11 protein-coding genes and 2 pseudogenes are annotated in these 20,180 nt (G+C 58.2%); 4 read left to right on the plus strand and 9 right to left on the minus strand.

Annotated features, from left to right (window positions below):
• The 3 genes and pseudogenes from NKI64_RS29090 to NKI64_RS29100 form a co-directional block, all read right to left on the minus strand.
• Positions 1-1,521: an ABC transporter substrate-binding protein gene (locus tag NKI64_RS29090; RefSeq protein WP_352671589.1), complete on the minus strand. Its 1,521-nt coding sequence runs from the start codon at positions 1,519-1,521 to the stop codon at positions 1-3.
• 49 nt (positions 1,522-1,570) lie between these two features.
• The gene (locus NKI64_RS29095; RefSeq protein WP_023685646.1) at positions 1,571-2,593 is read right to left on the minus strand and encodes a dipeptidase; all 1,023 of its coding nucleotides are present in this window, start codon (positions 2,591-2,593) and stop codon (positions 1,571-1,573) included.
• Between the two features lie 641 nt (positions 2,594-3,234).
• Positions 3,235-3,679 (minus strand): annotated as a pseudogene (locus NKI64_RS29100) (hypothetical protein); the annotation flags it as partial.
• 157 nt (positions 3,680-3,836) lie between these two features.
• On the opposite strand from NKI64_RS29100, the pseudogene NKI64_RS29105 reads away from it, so the two are divergent.
• Positions 3,837-4,911, plus strand: a pseudogene (locus NKI64_RS29105) (IS630 family transposase).
• A gap of 51 nt (positions 4,912-4,962) precedes the next feature.
• Here NKI64_RS29105 and NKI64_RS29110 read toward each other — a convergent pair.
• Both NKI64_RS29110 and NKI64_RS29115 read right to left on the minus strand, forming a co-directional pair.
• Entirely contained in the window at positions 4,963-5,907 is a 945-nt protein-coding gene (locus NKI64_RS29110; RefSeq protein ID WP_352671592.1) for a PhzF family phenazine biosynthesis protein, read from the minus strand.
• Positions 5,904-8,624 carry an AMP-binding protein gene (locus NKI64_RS29115; RefSeq protein ID WP_245263165.1) on the minus strand — a complete coding sequence of 907 codons (2,721 nt, stop codon included), beginning with the start codon at positions 8,622-8,624 and terminating at the stop codon, positions 5,904-5,906. Before NKI64_RS29115 ends, NKI64_RS29110 begins: the two co-directional genes overlap by 4 nt.
• A gap of 1,525 nt (positions 8,625-10,149) precedes the next feature.
• On the opposite strand from NKI64_RS29115, the gene NKI64_RS29120 reads away from it, so the two are divergent.
• Positions 10,150-11,433 carry an ATP-grasp domain-containing protein gene (locus NKI64_RS29120; protein ID WP_352671595.1) on the plus strand — a complete coding sequence of 428 codons (1,284 nt, stop codon included), beginning with the start codon at positions 10,150-10,152 and terminating at the stop codon, positions 11,431-11,433.
• 912 nt (positions 11,434-12,345) lie between these two features.
• Here the strand turns inward: NKI64_RS29120 and NKI64_RS29125 are convergent.
• The 4 genes from NKI64_RS29125 to NKI64_RS29140 all read right to left on the minus strand — a co-directional run bounded on the left by NKI64_RS29125 (position 12,346) and on the right by NKI64_RS29140 (position 17,658).
• The gene (locus NKI64_RS29125) at positions 12,346-14,349 is read right to left on the minus strand and encodes a class I tRNA ligase family protein (RefSeq protein ID WP_352671598.1); all 2,004 of its coding nucleotides are present in this window, start codon (positions 14,347-14,349) and stop codon (positions 12,346-12,348) included.
• 324 nt (positions 14,350-14,673) lie between these two features.
• Positions 14,674-15,453, minus strand: coding sequence for a phytanoyl-CoA dioxygenase family protein (locus tag NKI64_RS29130; RefSeq protein ID WP_352671601.1), 780 nt, complete (start codon positions 15,451-15,453; stop codon positions 14,674-14,676).
• 492 nt (positions 15,454-15,945) lie between these two features.
• Entirely contained in the window at positions 15,946-17,250 is a 1,305-nt protein-coding gene (locus tag NKI64_RS29135; protein WP_352671604.1) for a lysine N(6)-hydroxylase/L-ornithine N(5)-oxygenase family protein, read from the minus strand.
• A 63-nt stretch (positions 17,251-17,313) separates the two neighbouring features.
• Positions 17,314-17,658, minus strand: coding sequence for a hypothetical protein (locus NKI64_RS29140; protein WP_352671607.1), 345 nt, complete (start codon positions 17,656-17,658; stop codon positions 17,314-17,316).
• Positions 17,659-18,778: 1,120 nt separating this feature from the next.
• On the opposite strand from NKI64_RS29140, the gene NKI64_RS29145 reads away from it, so the two are divergent.
• Positions 18,779-19,180, plus strand: a complete 402-nt coding sequence (locus NKI64_RS29145; RefSeq protein WP_352671610.1) for a hypothetical protein — start codon at positions 18,779-18,781, stop codon at positions 19,178-19,180.
• Between the two features lie 147 nt (positions 19,181-19,327).
• Positions 19,328-20,023, plus strand: a complete 696-nt coding sequence (locus tag NKI64_RS29150; RefSeq protein ID WP_023690572.1) for an OmpW/AlkL family protein — start codon at positions 19,328-19,330, stop codon at positions 20,021-20,023.
• The last annotated feature ends 157 nt before the right edge of the window (positions 20,024-20,180 follow it).

The following is a 20,180-nucleotide window of genomic DNA, read 5'->3' on the forward strand; positions in this document are numbered from 1 at the left end:
TCACTTCCATTTCGCGTCGTAGAACGGAATGAACTCGTCTGGATTGATGTGCAGCTCGAGGTCTTTCGACATCGCAGTGTTCATGCTCCACACCCACAGTGGAACCCAATAGGCCCGATCGGCGATCAGCTTCAGAGCCTTTGAATAAAGCGCTTTGCGGCGATCCCTATCCATGATTTTGGAGGCTTCCACGACAGGCGCGACGATCTCAGGGTCGTTCACCACGTCGTCGCCTGTGCCTGCAAAGAAGTCACCAACGCTCAGCGCGACATCCCCCACGCCATAAGAACCCCATTCACTATAATACATGTCCTGCTTATGGGCGCGCCACTGTTCTACGCCCGCTGCATACTGGAGATTGTTGAGGTTCAGGTTGATCCCGACCGCGGCGAGGTTGGCCTTCACGGCTTCTGCCACCGAGACGCCTTCGGGCGAGATGACCATGCTCAGGTTGATGCCCTTTTCCAATCCGGCTTCCTTGAGCAGCTGCTTTGCCTTTTCCGGATTGTACTCATAGGTGGTAACGTCGGTCTCGCAGCCGAACTGTACCGGATTGCAGGCCGAGTTGATGATCGGAGAAGTTTCTCCCTTGAATGCGTCGCGTATTTCTTTCCGGTTGATGGCGTAGTTGACGGCCTTGCGAACGCGTACATCAGCGAGCGGTGAGTTGGGGACGTGGGGATCGAGGCTGATTTCGTCGAAACGCATAACAGGCGAGCTTTCGACGTGTACGCCTGGTTGACCGGCAAGCCGCTGGATGTCATCTTTGGGAACACGCCAGATCCAGTCGATGTTGCCATTCAGCAATTCGGCATACTGGGTGTTGCTTTCCGGCAGGACCCGGAAGTTAATCTTGCCGATCTGCGGTTGTTCCTTCTGGCCGCCCTTGTAGTAGTCTAGGAATCGCTCAAGCTTGACTCCGACACCAGGCGTCAGTTCAACAAGTTTATAGGGACCAGTTCCGATGGGCTTGACAGCCATGCCAGCCGCACCGACCTTTTCGTAGTAGGCCTTGGAGTAAATAGGGACGTTGCCGGCGAGCATCTCCAGTGCCAACGGATAAGGAGCCTTCATGGTGAGTCGGACAGTATCATTGTCGAGCTTTTCAGCCTTATCGATCCAATTCACAGCGATGGCGTATTTAGCGCCGAAGTCAGGGCGGGAGACTAGGTTTAGGGTGAAAACCACATCGTCGGCGGTGAACGGAGACCCGTCGTGAAATTTGACGCCCTTGCGGATTTTGAAGTCGATCTGGGTGTCGGAGTTGAACTTGTATGACTCGGCCAGTTCGGGCACGAACTTTCCGGACTTAAAGTCCTTGGACACAAGGCCGTCGTAGAGGATGCGACCGACAGAGAGAGATTCTCGGCTGGTCCCGGTATAGTAGTCAAGCGTCTCGATCTCGTTGGTAAAGGCAACATTGAGCGTGTCGTCCGCCTTGCCCGCGAAAGCCGGGTGGCCGATTGTCATGAGGGCAAGAAGCCCGACGGCAGCTTTGTATTTCCTGACCTTGTTTTTCATTGCAGTTCCCCTGTTCTCGATGACAATGAGTTCCGATGCACCGTTTCGTTCATGTTTCTTTTGCTTCATCCCCCCAGATGGTTTCGTAGATCCGCAGCAGGTTATCGCCATAGATCTTGCGAATGTCGTCAGCCGTAAAGCCGCGCCTCAGCAGAGCTTCGGTCAGGGCCAACATGGTCTTTGGCGTTTCGATGCCTGCGGGATAGAAATGCGGGGGCTCGGGATAGGCGTCAGCGCTCCAGATATTTTCGGCAAGGAACCCACGATAATCCTTTATCGAAGCGGCATCATCCATGTAGGGAGACTGCCCGCTGTAGTAATCGATCCCTAGGGTGATGCACTGCGTACCAACAAGGTCGCACATGTAAACGATATGATCGATAAACTGGTCGATCGTCGGACGCTTGTCGCCCGAGACGAAACCGGGGAAGCCCACCACTCCAATGGTGCCGCCGCTCTCAGCGATCGCCTTGATCATCTCGTCCGAAATGTTGCGGGGCGACGGATGAACTGATTTGGCGTTTGCGTGCGAGATGATGACGGGCGCAGAAGAATGCTCGATGGCGTCCATCGTCGTCTGAATACCGGTATGCGAGCAATCGACGATCATGCGCGCTTGGTTCATCCGGTCGACTACTTGCAATCCAAAGCGACTCAGGCCTGCATCGGTGCGTTCTTCGCAGCCATCGCCGATGCGGTTCTTCACGTTATACGCGAGTTGCATGATGCCAACGCCAAGCGCTTTGAAAGCGTCGATCAGGTCGAGACTGTCCTCGATCGGTGCCGGCCCTTGGAAGTGCATGATGATGCCCGTCTTGCCCAGTGCCTTGGCCTTCCGAATGTCGGCAGCGGCACGGACCAACACGAGATCATCCCGCTCCCTCAGCAGCCTATGCCATGATCCGATCGTCCGCATCGTCGCGCCGGCGCCGTGCCAATACCCCACGGTTGGCGCAATCGCAGTCAGACCGCCAGCCTGGTAGTCCGCAATTCGCGCATGGTCATCCAGAAGCGGGCATACGGCATCAATGATGATTGCGGCCTCGTGCAGCTGTTTCTCCGTGGCATCCATCAAGTCCTCCTAGTCCAGTCCTCATTGCGTCCGGTCCACTAGCCGACCTAATTTTCTTGTAGGAAAATTTTGTCATCTATGCAACAAAATTGTCGTACTGTCGATACAAGAGAATCTCGGCGCCTCACCGAGGGAGCGGAAGGAACTCCGGGAAACCCACCGCATCTGGGCACGGCAGCCGTCGGGCTGGGGTCCTCTGCGGGACTCTCGGGCGGCAATTGACCGGGCACGTGCAGTGACGACAGGTTGAATTCCGGCGGCACCTGCGCAGCACCAAGTTGGCGAAGGTTCGGCTAACATGCTCGTCGTCTCTGCCGGTGCAACGAACAGCATTGCGACGCGTCCTTAGTGGGATTCATCGGTTCGACCGCGGTCGACAGCATGAAAGCGACGTGCAACTAACAATCACCGTGGCGAACCCGGCAGCCCGGACCTGACCGCGCCCATCGCCCGGCGCTCGACCGCTCGAGAAGCCGTCAGCCGCTTGCCCTACCGTTGGGCCGATAGTGGCGAAAGACCTCAGGCTGACCAGCCACGAACAAGACGGAGATGGTCAAACGAGTTCGCTGTGCCGATGGTATTGTTCCAGATGTAACGTGCCATGCTCGACAGATCGTTCTGAGCAAGCAACGTTCGGACTGCGCCGGGGCCACAGTGCTGTCCAGCCGCACGACCGCACCGTCTTCCAGTTTTAGTTGGGGCATTCGACGGCAGCGCTCGTTTGATCTCTTCCCAGGTCTCTGGCCGAATTGCGCTGATCGTCTTTTGCAGCACCGACTTCTGCGGGCTCCAGGGACCACGGCAGGCGGGCAAAGGCGCGAAACGAGGCTAGTCTTCGAGGTTGGAATGCGGTGTTGCTCGAGAAACGCACAGCGCAGCACCGCTTTGCCCCGGGGGTCTTGACGCCGCACCGAACCAAGTCTCGCGCCAAGCAGGTCATAGTGCTCATCCAGCCACTAGACCGCCTTCAACTCATGGCCGATCTCGTGCGTGGCGACAAAGATCGAATATGCTGGCTTGGACGGTGCGTTCTCGGCGCCTTGTCGGCTCCGGCGGTGCCGGATTGTGCTTTGGACTCGGCGCCATGAGGCGAAGTGTACCTGAAACCGCCGGACCTTGCCTGCGCAAAAACCTAGGGGCCCCCGAACAATATCAAAGTGATGGACGGAAACTAGTGGTTCTCGCCTGACATAAGAGTCCGGCTTGGGATTCCCTTTCGCGGGTTTGCATGCGAGTCTGGCGCATGCGCACAGGAATATCCCTCACCGTTTCGTTGATTGATCGCCAGCGCCTGAATGCGCTGATCCGGGATCTCGCACGCAGAAGCACGTTTGGCGCGCCGAGATCATTCTGTTGAGCAGCGACGGCGTCGGGACCGTCCAGATCATGCGGCAAACCGGCAAGTCCAAGACCTGCGTGTGGCGCTGGCAGGAGCGCTTCGCCGCCGAAGGCTTCCAAGGACTGTTGCGCGCAAGACGCGGCCCTCGCGCATTCCACCACCCGGGCCTGAAGTCGCCGAGCGCGTGGTGGCGCTGACGTTGCAGGACCCGCGGGCGAGACGACGCACTGGATCGCAGACATGATGGCGCAAGCGGCTGGCATCAGCGCAAGCGCTGTTCGTCGCATCTGGAAGGCGCACGGGCTGCGGCCGCATCGCTGGCGGCAGTTCAAGCTCTCCAACGATCCGCAGCTTGTCGACAAGCTGCGCGACGTCGTAGGCCTCTATGTCGATCCGCCTGCTCACGCCATCGTGCTGTCGGTCGACGAGAAGAGCAGATCCGGGCGCTTGACCGCACCCAGCCGGGCCTGCCGATGAAAAAAGGAAGCCTCGGCACCATGACCCACGACTACAAGCGCAATGGCACGACCACGCTGTTTGCCGCCCTCAACGTGCTCGACGGCACCGTTATCGGCAGGAACGTGCAGTGGCATCGCCATCAGGAGTTCATCCGCTTCCTCAACGCCATCGAGGCGCATGTTCCGGCCAGCAACGCCGTCCACGTCGTCCTCGACAACTACGCCGCTCACAAGCATCCCAAGGTGCGGGCCTGGCTCGATCGCCGTCAGCGCTTCACTTTCCACTTCACGCCGACTTCGTGCTCGTGGCTCAACGCGGTCGAGGGCTTCTTTGCCAAGCTGTCGAAGCGTCGCCTCAGGCGCGGCGCCTTCCACCCGTCGTCGACCTCCAGGCCCAAATCAACCGCTTCCTCGAAGAGCACAACCAGCAACCAAAGCCCTTCAGTTGGACCGCCGACCCCGACAAGATCATTGCCGCCGTCAAACGTGGGCACCAAATGTTAGATTCCATCCACACCTAGTCTAGCCGGAGCGCACGGCGACTATTTCGGATAAGCCTCTCACGGCACCTGCTATTCGCGCCCTTGCAAAGTTCGTGGCCAACGTTTCCACGCAAACGGCAATCCGTGGTGATCATCTAGCGGGCCTTCGTTCCCTAGCTTGGCTTTTCCTGCGACGATCACACGACCATCGGATGATGAGAGTTGCAGCACTCCTCCACTCTCAGATGCCTGCAGCGCACGCAGCTCCGTCCTCCCCAGGACCCTTGCCCAATAGGGATAGAGCTTGCAGTGCGCGGACACGCAGACCTGATCCTCATTGATAGCGATCCTCGGCGAAAAGAACCTTGACACGATATCAAACTCGGCGAGTGCTCCTTTTGGATCAACAAGAGCCGTGAGAACGAGACCGCGGCAATCGATCTCTGCTATGGTCCGAAAATTCGGCTCATAGTCAAGAACGAGACGTTCGTCGCCGACGACGACAACGAAATCATCATACGCCCTCCGAACTTCCTTGATCGGCAGGCCCATGCACCGTTCGATCGTTTCATATTCCATGGAATTTGCCGCAGCCGTGTCGATTGCCGGAAGCGCGACTTGCACGACGTCCCCTTCCAGCCAACCGTGGAGAAGGCCGCTTTGCGACTGATAGGACACTCGAAGGTGCCGGCCGTAGTCGGCGAAAAAATAAAGCCAGTATGTCGCCGCCAGCGTTCCATGCCCGCAGAGATCCAGTTCGGCGTTCTGCGTGAACCAGCGAATTTCGAAATGACCTGCAACTTCCAACGGGCGAAGAAAGACGGTGACAGGCTGGCGAAACCGTTGCGCCAGCCGGAGGCACTCGGCCGTTGCCGGATATTTCTCATAGAGCACGACTGCCGCCGGATTGCCGGCGAAGCGGTCGTCCGCAAACGCATGAACGACCGTCGGCAAATCGCGATCCGATCGAGTCGCATCAAACGTTTCCTGACTTGAGCTAGGTGGGCTGACGAAACCTTGCTTGCCAGGGGTCATATCTCAACTCCCGGACTCGGGCTGAGATCATCAAGTTCCGTCGAAACTTGAAAGCCTGGGTCGGCCTGCTCTTCTTCGCTCGGATATGCGCGTTGCGCCTCGGCTCTGGCTCTCTCGTCCAAAAAGCCATATGGCTCGGCCCGCATGACGGGAACCAGCTTGGCCTCCATCTCTCTTGCGTCCACCAACATCGCGTGGGTCCCGCCTATTGGGAACTGCCGCAGCACATCTCTCATTTCGCGAACGTCGCGCTGAGTATCGTGTGCCAAGAAGGAATACTCGGGTCGACCCTTAACGTCGCGAGCATAAACCGAGGTCGAGAGATCCACCGGACCTTCTCCGAAGTCAGCGAGCCCCCTTAGGTTAATTGTCTTGCTGTAAGGTACGTCCCCTAACAGCTCGCACCTATGCACATGTGTAAAGCTTGATGTGCCGAGGCCGATAATCAAACCATCTGAGCGGCTGATCTCGCCAAATATCGAGTCATCGCCAAACGGGCTGCCCTGCCACCAATCTGTCTGGCACAATCGTTCCGTTCCCGGGCCGATAACGACCATCGAATAGGCGGGATGTTTGGTGCGCCTGGAGGGAAGCTGTCTCAACACTAGATCGGCCAATACGCCTGTCTCGGACTTCGTCTCCGTCCAGTGAAAATGCCGGGTGGCGCAGTAGCTCAACGTGAACGCGGGGAGAATAACTGTGGAGGAAGCGGAGACGCGCACTAATGCTTTCAGAAGAGTGGACGTTACCTCATCCGCACTTACGTTCCTCAGCGCCACCAAAGATGAGTGCAGGACAATGGTGCTGGGCGCTCGTGATTCGACGTATTCAACAATTTGCGCGAGCTCGTTTCCAAATCCGGAAGCTTGCCCGCACGCGGCAGTAGCGCCCGCTTGAAATCCGGTGCGGTCGATCGGTCGAATTCGCCTAGCCCACTCCTCGAGCGACAGGCCTTGCGCTTCATAGACGTCTTCGCCGAACATGAGGCCGCTTTGGGCCAGCATGAGCTGTATGTCGAGGAAGTGCAGGGAATCAATGCCATGTTCCCGGGCCGCGCAGTTGGGCAAAGCCGGTCGTTCCGTGACAGCGCGCACCGCCTTCAGTAGATGATCCAAAGGTGACCCCGTTCCCTGTCCGGCCTGGGGGTGAGCTGCGGCAGGCCTAGTATTCGCCCGAAGCGCTTCCTTGGCTGCTCTCTCAAGCGCGAGCTGATCGAGTTTTCCATTGGCGGTGAAGGGAAGCTCGACAATAGGCACAACAAGTCGAGGAACACGATCTTTCGGCAGCGCACGGGATAGCCGCCGCTGAATTTCATCCACGTCGGCGCTCGCAGGCGTCACCAAGCAAACCAGCTCCTGATCCGCGTCGTCGTCTCCATTTAGCACGACCACCGCTGAGTCCCTGCAAGCACCCGTCTGGTCGATCGCGCTAGTGATTTCCCCTTTCTCCAGTCTGGTTCCGCGAAACTTTATTTGCTCATCCTTTCTTCCGAGAAACCGCAGACCGTGTTCTGACGAAGCCATGACGTAATCACCAGTGCGATACAGAACTTGCTCACCATTGTCCGTTATGCATCGCGCGAAGCGCAATTTCGATTGTGCTTCATCAGCGACATAGCGATGTGACGTCTGCACGCCTCCCACCCAGAGCTCGCCCTCGGCCTCAAGGCCAACATTGGACCCGTTCTCATCGACAACAAAGAAATCGACGTTGCACGCTGGCTTGCCGATGAACATCGGACTGGCTTCATCACCTCGAGGGCAATAGTGGTAACTAACGGCAACGCAGCACTCGGTAGGACCATAACTATTTATTAGAATGGCATTGGGAAGGCACGAATAGAATCGCCGCCTAACTGAATCTGGCAAGGACTCACCATTGCATACCAGATATTTTAGATCGGTGAATTGCTCAGCAATATGAGGCAGACGTTCAACAGTTCCAAGAAACCGTCGCAGCAGCGTCGGCACCATCTGAACGACGTTGGTTCGGCTATGAGCCAGAAACTCGATCGTCTGAATAATCTGTGTTTGCAGTTGAGTGGATGGCAAGACTATCGCACCGCCTGTCACGAATGGTACGAAGAATTCGGGAATGGAAACATCGAACGCAGGGCGCGTAAGCTGCGAAATGCTAGCTCGCTCCGAGAAATCGATCATGTCGACATACCAGTCGACCAAATTCAGAAGAGCTGCCTGGGAAACCGGCACCCCTTTCGGGATTCCAGTGGTTCCGGAGGTATGCATGATATAGGCGATCTCCGAGAAGGCTGACTTGATGCCGCCGCTCTGCGAAAGGCGCTCGACGCGGATCGAACCATTGGAATGGTGCTCGACTATGGCCTTGGGTTTCGTGTTGCGGCGGATATAGTCCAATCGCTGGTCGGTTTCCGCTGGGTCAATAGGAACGAAGGCTGCACCAAGCAATTGAGTAGCCAAAATGGTCGCAACCAGTTCTACAGATCGGGGAAGTTTGACAATGACCGCATCACCATGGCCGACCCCAGCAGCCTTCAGGCGCCCTGAAAGGCCGGACGCGGACATCCCCAACTCGCGGTAACTCACGTCGCCATTATCGTTCGTGCGCACAGCAATATTCGACGCAAACCTGTCCAAATTCTTTGCGATGAGGTTGGCTAACGACTCGCGCCCAAAACGCAACGGCCGGCGCGGACCCGAGAGGGTCGGCGTTAGAGTCTGCATCGTCAGCATCTTCATTTGGGTTCTCTCCAAAGCTCTCGAGTTCTTACGCATCCGCCCCGTGCAGCCGACGTGCTGAGCAGCCCGGCGGCGACGGAGGGTCTTCATTTGCGAGTCGCATGATCTCCTGAGTGGCGGCCGGTCGATGTATCCGGGACTGGCTTAAATACCTTGGCGCCCGGACAGTGATTGCTGCCAAAAGTCGACAGCGGCAAGCTGACGGTCGCCTTACCCTGCTTCATCGAAAGGCTGGAGCATGCCAGTAAGTGGGCAGTTCCCACCAACGCTCATCACCTCGCGCAATGTTTCGTCGCTAGTCCGTTGCTGCATGAACTTCACTGTACAACCGCATGAGCTGTGCCAAGTCGAAAAACAATTTCGGTTCAACACCGTTCGCTTCCGAGGTCCTCATTCAATTTGTCTGCGCGAACGCGGTTCTGTCCGCTTTCCGACAATGGATAAACGTTCAAAGGGGAATGTTGCGGAACGTTCGACACCGCCAAGACATCCAGATCCTTAAGGTCACTGCGCGTTTTCGACCGAGCGATCTGATCGCTGGTGGCTCCTCGAGTCCCTTCGTTGTGCGCGATGCACACCCTGACAAACGGCTGCCAGCAGTAGCAGCAGCGAGCAAAATGGCACGACTCTTGATGGCCCATTGAATGCGGACGCTGCCGCCTGCGGGCATTTGCCTTGCGGGCAACCCCAAAAAGGGATCAGGAGTTGAGCAACATGTCTGCGCAGATGGTCGGCTTGCCGAACGGCGAATGGAAATGGAGGTGGGCGCAGCCATCGGCCCCGCCTATAGAAGAACCCGCTGCGCCCCGCCCACCCGCAACGTCGCGAGCGCGACAAGGAGGCGCGCTCCGGCGCCGTCGAGCTGCGCACCGAAGCTCAGGAAGGAAGTACTCCCCGGGTTTACTCGAACCCCCGCCGCGCTGACCGCCGTCATCCAGGAAGCTATATTTTGAGCCCATCTCGACCCGGCGATTGACGCCAAGGGGTGAGCGGCAGCCTGGTATCAACGTGAGGCCTTTCTTCGAGCGGCCGATCGAGGGCGATCGGCCATACCTGTGGGTTGACGCCACTTGCCCGAAGGTCCGCCGTGGTGGGCCGATCGTCTCGGTCGCCGTCGTCATACCGTCGGCGTCACGCGGACGGACGACGCGAGGTACTGGGGATAAGATTGGCACGTCTCGTCTGAGGGCGAGCCAATTGGACGGAGTTCCTGCGCAAGCTGACCCGTTGCGGCCTCGCGACTCGGCGTCTCCAATGCCCATGAAGCCAAGAACGCGGCGCACCAAGGTTTTGTCGGCCATATGGCAGCGCTATCGCATCCACTTGGTGAGGAACGTACTTGCCCATGCCGGCGATAGCGGCCAACACTCTTAGCCTCCATCGCCACCGCTTCCGCCCCAGGATCCAGCGGCCACATTAACAGCCGTTTACAATTCATTCATACAACTTCACAACCGTAAATCGTCGACCCGTGATAATTTCACGACAGGTCTGAGATTAGGGCGCATCAAAAATGCAAAAGCCAATGACCAAAAGAGTACTTATCCTGGTTGAAGGCTCGAGGACTGGTCTGTTATACATCCAGGCAACCCAGCGTCTTGGCCTTCATTCGATTACCCTATCGGCTGATCCAGCTCAGTATGACTATATTGCGAGGGAAGAGGCCGAGGCAATCCGTGTCGATACAGCCGACCTCGATGCCTTGACCGACGAATGTTCCCGGCTTCGTGCGACCTATGGCATTGCTGGCATTACGTGCGCCAATGAGTCGGTCTATGCGACAGTTGGCAAGCTCTGCCGCTATTTCGATCTACCGGGGCCAGACGCAACGTCTATTGAACGATGTTGCAACAAATTCGTTCAACGTGAGCTCCTCAGGGAGGCCGTCGTTCCAGTGCCGTCTTATCGCTTGGCAACGGATGCGAAGGATGTAACACGCTCTGCCGGGGAGATCGGCTTTCCGGTGGTTCTCAAGCCAGCCGTAGGAGTCGGCAGCAGTGGTGTCCGATTGTGCCGCGACATCGATGAGGTGGCCGAACATACGACCTATCTGTTGGGTGGGAAGCACATGTGGCGGTCGTCACCGAGGATACTGGTCGAAGAATTCGTACAAGGCCCCTACTATTGCGCCGACATAATGGGAAATGAGGTCATTGGGATTTATGCCGGAGAGTTCGGCCCCCCACCGCATTTCGTCTTTCGTGAATTGACTCTACCGGCCCCGCTGACAGATGATGAGAATGAGCGCATCGTAGATATTTCGCAAAACAGTTTGCGAGCTCTCGGCCTTGGCTGGGGGCCAACGAACATTGAACTCCGGTGGACGAAGCGTGGGCCAGTCGTCATTGAAGTCAATCCGCGTATGGCGGGTTTGCCCAATCCTCAAATGATTCAGCTGGCTTATGGTGTCGACCTAATCACCGAGCACATTAAGCTTGTCATCGGCGAGGAATGGGATTTGCGTAGAAGGCATTCGCAGATTGCGGCTGCGCGAATCCTAGTTCCGGATCGCGATGGCACGCTCGATTGGATCGACGGGGACAGTCGGGCGACTGCTGTCCCAGGCGTCGCCGAGGTCGAATTCTATATTGGGCCCAAGACGCGGATCGTCAGGAAAGGCGATCACCGGGACTGGATCGGACATGTTATCGCCGCCTCACCCATCCGGGCTCGTACCGAGGCGGTACTTCAGCAGGCCGTCGATTTAATCGATTGGTCGATCACACCATTTCCGACCGCCGGCGATCAGGAACAGTGTGCGGCCCCTCAACTCTCCGCACCAGCGCAGGTGGCACCAGACAAAAGGTGATCGTCTCGGAACATTGATCCAATCGAAAGCGCGAGACAGAGAGACGCAATTTGATGAGAGATCCCAATTTTTGTCTCTGGCTGCTCACCAACTAAACGCTATTGGATGCAAGAAGAGCTTAGAAAAAAAGTTCCAACGAGGACGGCCCAAGAGTCGGCTCGCAGGCTGATCGTCAAGATCGGCTCCGCAGTCATTGCAGACGCAGGAGAGCGGACAGGTACGAGGTACTTGGCTTGAAGATTGAGTCCATGTCACGTTACTTTCGTTAGACACAGCTTAGCCGACCCTAAAAAACTGGATGTATCTCTCGACGCTCGCGATTTTTGGCGGCCCTCGCCTGAGGCGACGGGCTGTGGTTGCGCGGGTCTGGTTGGAAGCTTGCGCACCATCGCCACCGTGAACGCTGGTTGCGAGCAGTAGCGGGTTTGTAGGGCAGAATTTGCTACCTTCCGATGTCAGTAGCTCAGTTGTTCTTCGGCCGACTGCCGTGCCGGTACAGACTCGGACAGAACCGAAGATAGCATCACGCAGGCATTCGCATTCAGCATTCACAGTAGTGATCGGCGCACGACCCAGGGTTCGCCAGGAGACCAAGCGGGTCGAACCGCATGACAGCCTTGACCGGCTGGAGGACGGAAATCCCGATGCCGAAGAGGTTGGTCAGCGCAGTCGAGCCCACACGGCATTTGCGGAACGAACAGCAAGGGCTGGGAAGCGATCGGCCGGGCGGTCCTCCAAGGGCGGGCCAGGGTTGTCGACGACGCGTTGGTTCTGGTCCGCTACTCTGGTCTCTACCGTTTGATAGCGGCTTCGGTCGCCACTGACAGCGAGTCAAGATATTTGGCATCGTCGGCTTTGATTACCGCGCAGATCTGGTCGAGATTGGGACAGCTCACTGGTGCACCTTTGGGCTCATAGTGCTTCCTCCTCATCAAGATGAGGATTGCCGGATTTGGCGTAGAACACCAACACGGGTCCGAGATCAAAGCGCGTTCCGGGCGCAAGGCGCTGGGCGGATCGGGGCCATGTTTCGGTTGAGACGCCATCGATGCCTCGCGCCAGCGTTCTGGCGAAGCGGGGCATCAGCGGAGCGAGTGTCGGTGCCAGGATCGCAGCGGCCGTCGTCTGAAGGGCTGTCGAAGTCCGATTGCGGGCGGGATAGAAACGTCGGGCCGCCGTATAGTCTCGCGCCCCACGGTAGATTACACAATCGCGCACGAAATCGCAGACCTGAGCGGCCGCGCGCCGAACCGAGAAGCCTTCGTCCGAATAGGCGCGCTCCATCGCCGCGCGATAGATCTCTATCCGAGCAAAGAAGGCGCGGTCGACCGGGCTCCAATCGCCTGCATCGGGTACACGGCCGGCAAAATCCTGCTTGATTTCCTGGTTCAACGCCTCAAGCCAGTTCAGCCAGATCCTTTGGAACACCTCGTTCTCAGTGCGGCGCAGCGCGTCCAGCGTGAAATCCGTCCGCTCACCTTCTGGGCGTGTCAGGCCCAAATGGAGGCGCACGACGTCGACTGTCTTTGGGCTCAGAACCTCCTTGCCCCAGACCGCATGGCGGCAGCTGGTTGAGAATTTCTTGCCGTTGAGCAGGTAGAACTCGTTGACGTGATAGCGGATGCGTGGCGTCCAGTGGGAGAAGACCTCGGCGTAAAGAGCGGGGTAGAGTAGCGCGTGGTAGAACGAATTGTCGAAGCCGAAGAAATGGACAATCTGCCAGTCGTTGCCGGGCATTTCCGCCTTCCAGTCGCGACCCATCGAGCGGCCGAGCGCCTGGATGTTGTACAGAAAACCGAATGCCATCTCCGGCCACACCCAGATCACTTGCCCCGGGAACCCCTCGGCCGGCAGGCCCCAGTCCGAGGGGTGGGTAATGGGCACTGAGAAGTCGCCGCGTTGGCGCAGGCGCGCGAAGAGATCCAAGATCCGTAGCGGGACGCCCGACGCCCTTAGATGCCGGTCGATATTGTCGTAGCATTGGTCCATGGCAAGTTCCGGACGGCGGAGGGAGCCGACCACCGGCGCCTTTGCAGACTTCCGTGACCGCGCTGCACCTAAGTCGTGGCAAAGGTTTGGGGCACCGCATTCCTCGCAGATGTTGCCAGCGGCGGAGCCGCCGCAATCGGGGCAGAGGCCGCCAACATCCGGCTCGTAAAGATAGTGGCCTGTCACGGCATCAAAAAGCGCAGGGCTCTGGCGCAAATCTACCGCCGCGCTGCTCAGAAGACTCCGGAAACACGCGGTTTGGAACTCGCCGTAACCGTCATCGCCCATTGTGGCTTGGAAGCTGTGGAGTTCACAATCGAGAAGTGCAAGCGTGGCGCGTATCTCGTCGGCGTAGTAGCGCGCCACGTTTGCAGGAGTCGATTGATCGGCATCGGCGCGTGTCGCGACGTAGCTCTGGTAATCGTCGCTTCCGGTCAGGTGATAGGCCTCGAGTCCTTTCATGCGCAGGAAACGGGTATAGACATCAGCGCCGAAATAGGGGCCAGAAAGATGCCCCAGATGCAGATCGCCATTTGGCGTTGGCGGCGTGGAGAAGACGAAGATTGGGCCGCGTGGAGCCGTGAACTTTGCAGCGGCATCAAGGGCGGCCTCGCCGTCTCGCCAGTAGACAGCGACGAAATCTAGGTCTTTGTTCCCGTCGTTGCGCAGCACATGCGCTTCAAAAGGATGGAACAGAACGACGTCGCCGGCCGCGACCGAGATTTCCCCAAGGTCGGTGGTGACCTTGCCCGCGCCAGACAGGACCACGAAGGCCTCGATTTCGTCGTGCCGATGGGGCTCGGATATGACCCCGGGTCCAACCTTTCCGAACGAAAACCCCGTGCGAGCGCTGCCCGTTCCAAGCGTGGCCGTGTCGATACCGAACGCCCGCGACAGCTCCGTTCGAGAAAACGTGTATTTGCGCATGACAACGAACCTAAGCTGTTGAAGAGTGGGCCGGACCTTCGGCTGCAACGAACAGCCTCAAGTGCACTTCATGGAGAGAAACGGCAGTCCGACCCGTTGGCGGCCCGGCCAGGATAGTGCAGCTCTGGGCCGGCAGGCGGGCGACCAAGGGGGGCGCTAGTCGGGCTGTAGGCACACAGAAGACCGCCTGCGACCACCTCCACAATCCACGTGGCCGAAGCGTCCGATGCTCCGCGAGCTCGCAAATCAGACCGCCATACCGTCCGCGCATTTTTTGAGCGGTCGATCAGTTTCGTGTGCATGCCTCCGCCTGGCTGCGTGAGCTCAATCGCGATAGAAGATCCCATTTGGGGGCTTGAGATTGTCGAGATCGGCCACTTTGCCCTCGGGCGGGTTAAGGGCGCGCTTAAGCACGTTATATTCAGCGCGGGTCGGCCCACCGGTTGAGGCACGCTGGAACACCAAGTAGAGTGTCCGCCGAGAACGATTGCTTTTGTTCGGTCGTGAGCAGTGCGGTGCGTAATCGTCGAAGATGAAGATGTCGCCAGCCTTCCATACTACGGGTTCCCAGGAGAACGTTTCGGCGACTTGAGGATAGATCACCCCACCGGCATCCATGGGAAAGACCCCCTTTTTGTGGTTGCCGGGGCTGAAGAAAAGCCCGCCGTTTTCCGGGTCGGAGTCGTCGATGCCTATGGCAACCACGGCATGGACCATCCGGTCGGGGAGTTTGTGTGGAATGTGATAAATGTCCTGATGCGGGAGATAGCCGCCGCTGTCGGGGTAGTGGAAAATCAGCAACTCCTTGAGCCTGCGCGAATCTTCTCCAAGCAAATCATCGACTGCTGACTTTATGCGCTGATCTTCTAAGAGCAAACGAAGCAATGGATCATGGAAGTCGAGAAAATTCTCGATCTTGGATATGATCTTTCGATTGTCCGTCGTCTTCTCGAACCACAAGAGCCATTTATCATCGCTGACATCCCAGCGTGACACATCTTCGACAAAATTAGAGATATCTTCCTGAGCCGCTGGCGCAAAGAAGCTTTCGAGCCTGACGTATCCGTCTTTCTGCCACTTGTCTCTTTGTGTATCAGTCAACATGCGAAAAGCCTCCTGTTGGAAAGACTGGTTGGTCGGACCCCAATTAGGGCAGTCGGTGGCTAGTTGCGGTCCACGGAGACGCCCACGCATGTGGGACGGCGATGCTAAGTGCGTTCCGCTCCGACGGATTTTGTCCGGTGAAGCTCGGCGCGAGACTGCCTATGTCATGCTCGGCCGGGTCCAGGGCTTCGGTAAACTGGGCCGGATCAACCGCTTCACCCGGTCCAGCCACGACACGCATCGCTAAAGGCCGGCACCATCCGCTGACCGCCGACCCAGCCATGGCCCCCAAGACCACGGCGCTCTTTCGAGTGCGCGACCTGGTACGGCCTTGACAACGGTAGGGGAAATGCACGCCGCCAGAATAACGCGATGCGCCGCTTGGTCCAAGAACTTGTTCGGTCACGATGACTTCGGAGAAGCCTCCGGCCTTCGCAGCGGAGGCGGACATCATTCCCAGGATGCCACCGCCGATGATCAGAAGTTTACGAGTCATATCCCGCTGCCCATTTCTTCGGCTACGGAGGCGGGCCAGCTCTCGATCGACGTATGGCTGATGAAGCCAGGATGCTCGGGGTTCGCGCATGGCGCGCGCCCAAGAAGGCTATCGAGGATGCGGCGCGCGCGCCAGGCCAGCAGGCTTAGGTTCGGATCGGCCAGGCCGCGCTGCCCGAGGCTCGCGTTTTGTACGAAGATGCGCCTGTCACGCGGTCCGTCCCAGCTCACCGAAAAATCCTCGCTAATAGCTAATTCATTGTCGATATGCTCCAGCCGGTGCGCGATAGGTTCCAAGAAGTCTGGGATCGCGTTCTCGTAACCGGTGGCCAGCACGACGATATCAGCCCTGACTTCTTCGACCTCGACCATGCCGTGCTGCAGGGTCAGCCTGTGACCCGCGCCGGCGTTGATGCAGTTCGAGACGGTGCAGCCCGGCCGCAGTGTGATGTCGGATCGGTTTGGCTCGAAAAATGCGTGGCGGTAGAGCGCCTGATAGATCGCCCGCAACGTGCTTTCTGAAATGCCGTCCGAGGCAAGCACGAAACGCCGCAGGAGCAGCTTACGCTGCGACTCGCTCATGGCCGCGAAACGATCCGAAAAGCAGGGCATGAACAACTCGTTTGTGAACGGGCTGTTGTCGAGAGGCAGATAGTTTTCGCGCTGCGAGACCCAAGTGATCGAGGCAGGCCGCCGTTCTTTCGGCAGGCCGATAAGATGCAACATCACCTCGGCTCCCGATTGTCCTCCGCCGACCACGCAGACATGCTTTCTCCGCACCTCAGGGTGGATGTGCAGTAAAACAGATGAGTGGAACAGGTTGCGTCCAGTCCAGCCCTGGAACTGAGGCGGAATTTGCGCCTGCTTGCCAATGCCGACCACGACGTCTCTGGCGCCGAGAACCGCCTTATCCGTCCGCACCCGAAACTCGCCGTCAAAGCGGATTTCGCGTACTGTCTCACCGCCACGCACAAGTGGGTTCCTGTGGAAGACCCAGTTCAGGTATTGTTCGAACTCCACTCTGAGCACGGCATCGAACTGTGCGTTCAGGAAGTGATACAGACGCCCGTTCTCGTGCAGGAAGTTTACGAAAGTGTAGGCTGATCGCGGATTCACTAGAGTGACCAGGTCCTTGAAGTGGCTGACCTGGAGCTCCGAGGAATCGAATGCACTGCCTGGATGCCAGCGGAAGTCGACCTGCCGATCCAGGAACACCGCTCCTTGCCCAACTTGCTCGTGTAGCTGACACGCAAGGCTCAAATTGGACGGGCCAGCACCGATCCCAACGCAAGATAACTCCACTGCTTCCTCCTATAGAGTCTTCCCACTGGACGGCTTGTTCGCGGCGAATATCGGCCACAGCCATTAGGCCCCCTCGCGGACGTTCGGAGCACCGGTCCCGACCGGGTTTGCGAGAATTTGTCCAGCGCGTTCGCGTCGTCGAATGTAGACCGGAGCATTCCAGCGCGGTGAAATCGAGGGGTCAGGCCGGCGACGTGGGGCAACGACGTATGTCTTTCCGTTCGTCTGGATGCCCGCGTCGCCGTCACGCGAGACGCTTTGCAGGCTCATTAAGGTGTTTGAAGCCGGCCCAATCGCCGGCCCGACCATGACGCGCCGGCCTTTCGGCGGCTTGATGGCAGGCGAGAGCGCGGTGTTCACTACGGCGACGTTCACTACGGCGACGGCATTTTCGGTGCGCATGATCATGGACGACGTCTCGCTGATGCGTTCGCAGAGTCCCATGCATGGGCCGTGCCAGAGAAGGAATCTTTATTAAACAACGGGTTGGCGGATTTACGATCCTGTCCGACATCCGACATTGAGGGGGGACGCTTCAGGGCGGCGCCCGATTTGCACTTCGGATAAAATAGTTTTCCGAATAGCTAATCGGGCACCCTCTGCATCAGAATACTTCTATCTTGTGGGGACCAGCACAGTCTTCATGAACGGACAGTGCAGAACCCTGCGTCTCTGTCGGACAGATCACGATATGCCGTGTCCATCGAGCTCAGCAGTTGCAAGAGCTGCCAGATCCTTCGCCCTATCGTGCCGTTGCACTGGCTCGATCCCGACATCCTCGGAGGCCGCGATCACGAAGAGTGACGCAAACTCATGTCCGCCGCGAGGCCTCTCTCATGGGAAGCAATTCTCTTTCTTGGTGAAGGATCGATGCTCATGCTCAGATGGTCGCGGATGGGCGGATGCCCGGCCTAAGCGCATCAATGAATCTCTGTACAGATAGCCGGAACAGAATTGGTTATTCTGCCGGTCCAAAGCACGACGCCATTCCATCCCTGCGGCTCAATCCAGGCGGAGGGATGAGGCAGCAGTCTTTTGCGCGCCTACCGGTCAGCCAGGAATGGGAGCCCTCGTAAACGCAGGCTTTCGATGATCGCTGCCGCGGAGCTCCTCAGGCCGTGCCGTGCCCGACACCGGCAACGTCGTGGTCGTCAATCGTCCCGTCGCCGATGTCGATCCGAAGCTCGGCCAGTTCGCGGTGAGCTTCACTGCTATTCCGCAGTGCCCACGAGCTCGCACAGGAGATTCTACCAGGGCGGTCACGGCTGCACTCGTTGTCGGGTCTGCGACAAAGTCGACATGAGGCACACGGCAGTCAGAGCCATGTCATTGTTGTGAAATGGTTTTCTCGTTTGGCACGACACGTGCAAGACTATCCGCAAACGCGCTGCGGCAAGGACTGAGGAGAAATCATATCATGATCGAGCCCGCCGAACATGCAGTCGCAGCTGCGAAAACCGGGCCTTTCCGAGCCGACAGGACGTTGCGGTTATTTTCCAGTCGACACCATACTTCACGATATCCGGACATGACCGTATTCGATTTCCAACCAACGCTGAATGCCCCGCACGATGATCCCTATCTTTGGCTCGAAGATGTGGAAGGAGAACAGACAATTGCCTGGGCCGCCAGCCAGGCCAGGACCCTGGGGCAGTTCGGTGGAACACAGTTCAATCGTGACCAAGACGCGCTGACAGCGATCTTCGACCGTCCCGACAAGATTCCCGTGTTCATGCGGCGCGGTCAGTACCTCTACAATTCTGGCAAGACGGCCAGAAATCCGCCCTCGCTGTGGGGCCGGGACCACCATTGCCGCCTACGCAGATCCTGCTCGCCACCACGAAGCGAGCCGAACGCGCCCACCCAGGCCACGCGCGTAAGATGGTCGCAAAGCTGCAGGCCTCTGGTTATCCCGCTTACTTGTAAGTGAGTACAGGTGGATGATTGCGAGCACGGCGCAAATGTGTGTGCGCGGTCCCACGCACACTGCGCGTGAGCGCTCCGCCAATATCACGCAATTCGAGCATGACTTTTCGTAGTTGAATGCATTATTTCTGAAGAGCAAGGAGACAATATCATGGCGAGAAACAAAATGCGGGCCGCGCGGGGAGTAACAGCGGCCGTTGTCCTCATCGTGATGGGACAGCAGGCCATTGCGGCGGACCTTGCGCAAGCTGCTACCGTCCCGAAGGCAGGAGCCTTTGTCACGGAAGCGCCAAGCCCTTGGCAGATCCGGCTGCGTGGGTTGGGGGTCATCCCTGAGGATTCGGGTCACGTCAATGCGGTGCCCGGCTCTGGTCTTTCCTATTCGGACACGTTGACGCCGGAACTCGATATCTCCTATTTCTTCACGGACAACATCGCCGCCGAGCTTATCCTCGGCACCACCTACGCCAACATCGAGGGCCAAGGAGCGATCGGCGCGCTGGGCAATATCGGCAAGGTCTGGCTGCTGCCGCCCACGCTCACATTGCAGTATCATTTTACCGATTTCGGCGCGTTCAAGCCCTATGTAGGCGCCGGCGTGAACTACACGATCTTCTATGACCAGGATGCCGGCAGCGCCGATGCTCTCAATGTTGAGAACACCTTCGGCACGGCGCTGCAGGTCGGATTCGACTACATGGTGGATCAGCACTGGGGTGTTAACTTCGACGTGAAGAAGCTGTTCCTCAAGCCAGACTTCGAGGTCACCGTCGACGGCGCGAGGCAGACGGGGAAGGCGGAGCTTGATCCCTGGCTGATAGGCGCAGGTGTCACCTACCGCTTCTGATGCGCGACGCAAAGGTGCGACAGCCGATCTGAGATGAAAGGGCGCCTCAGGCGCCCTTTCCACGCCGACTTCATCCAGCGCATAACAGCCGATTGTCGGGAGACTTGAAGAAGCCGTTATTCGGGCTCGGCGTCACCGATAGGCTGCCCGGGCCAGG

It is taken from the genome of Mesorhizobium sp. M0478 (assembly GCF_040321305.1).
In the GTDB taxonomy this organism is placed as follows: Bacteria; Pseudomonadota; Alphaproteobacteria; order Rhizobiales; family Rhizobiaceae; genus Mesorhizobium.

Coding starts and splice junctions, on each gene's coding strand:
- NKI64_RS29145 (WP_352671610.1), top strand. CDS start 18,779: ATGACCGTATTCGATTTCCAACCAACGCTGAATGCCCCGCACGATGAT.
- NKI64_RS29090 (WP_352671589.1), bottom strand. CDS start 1,521: ATGAAAAACAAGGTCAGGAAATACAAAGCTGCCGTCGGGCTTCTTGCC.
- NKI64_RS29130 (WP_352671601.1), bottom strand. CDS start 15,453: ATGTTGACTGATACACAAAGAGACAAGTGGCAGAAAGACGGATACGTC.
- NKI64_RS29095 (WP_023685646.1), bottom strand. CDS start 2,593: ATGGATGCCACGGAGAAACAGCTGCACGAGGCCGCAATCATCATTGAT.
- NKI64_RS29140 (WP_352671607.1), bottom strand. CDS start 17,658: ATGATCATGCGCACCGAAAATGCCGTCGCCGTAGTGAACGTCGCCGTA.
- NKI64_RS29115 (WP_245263165.1), bottom strand. CDS start 8,624: ATGAAGATGCTGACGATGCAGACTCTAACGCCGACCCTCTCGGGTCCG.
- NKI64_RS29110 (WP_352671592.1), bottom strand. CDS start 5,907: ATGACCCCTGGCAAGCAAGGTTTCGTCAGCCCACCTAGCTCAAGTCAG.
- NKI64_RS29150 (WP_023690572.1), top strand. CDS start 19,328: ATGGCGAGAAACAAAATGCGGGCCGCGCGGGGAGTAACAGCGGCCGTT.
- NKI64_RS29125 (WP_352671598.1), bottom strand. CDS start 14,349: ATGCGCAAATACACGTTTTCTCGAACGGAGCTGTCGCGGGCGTTCGGT.
- NKI64_RS29120 (WP_352671595.1), top strand. CDS start 10,150: ATGACCAAAAGAGTACTTATCCTGGTTGAAGGCTCGAGGACTGGTCTG.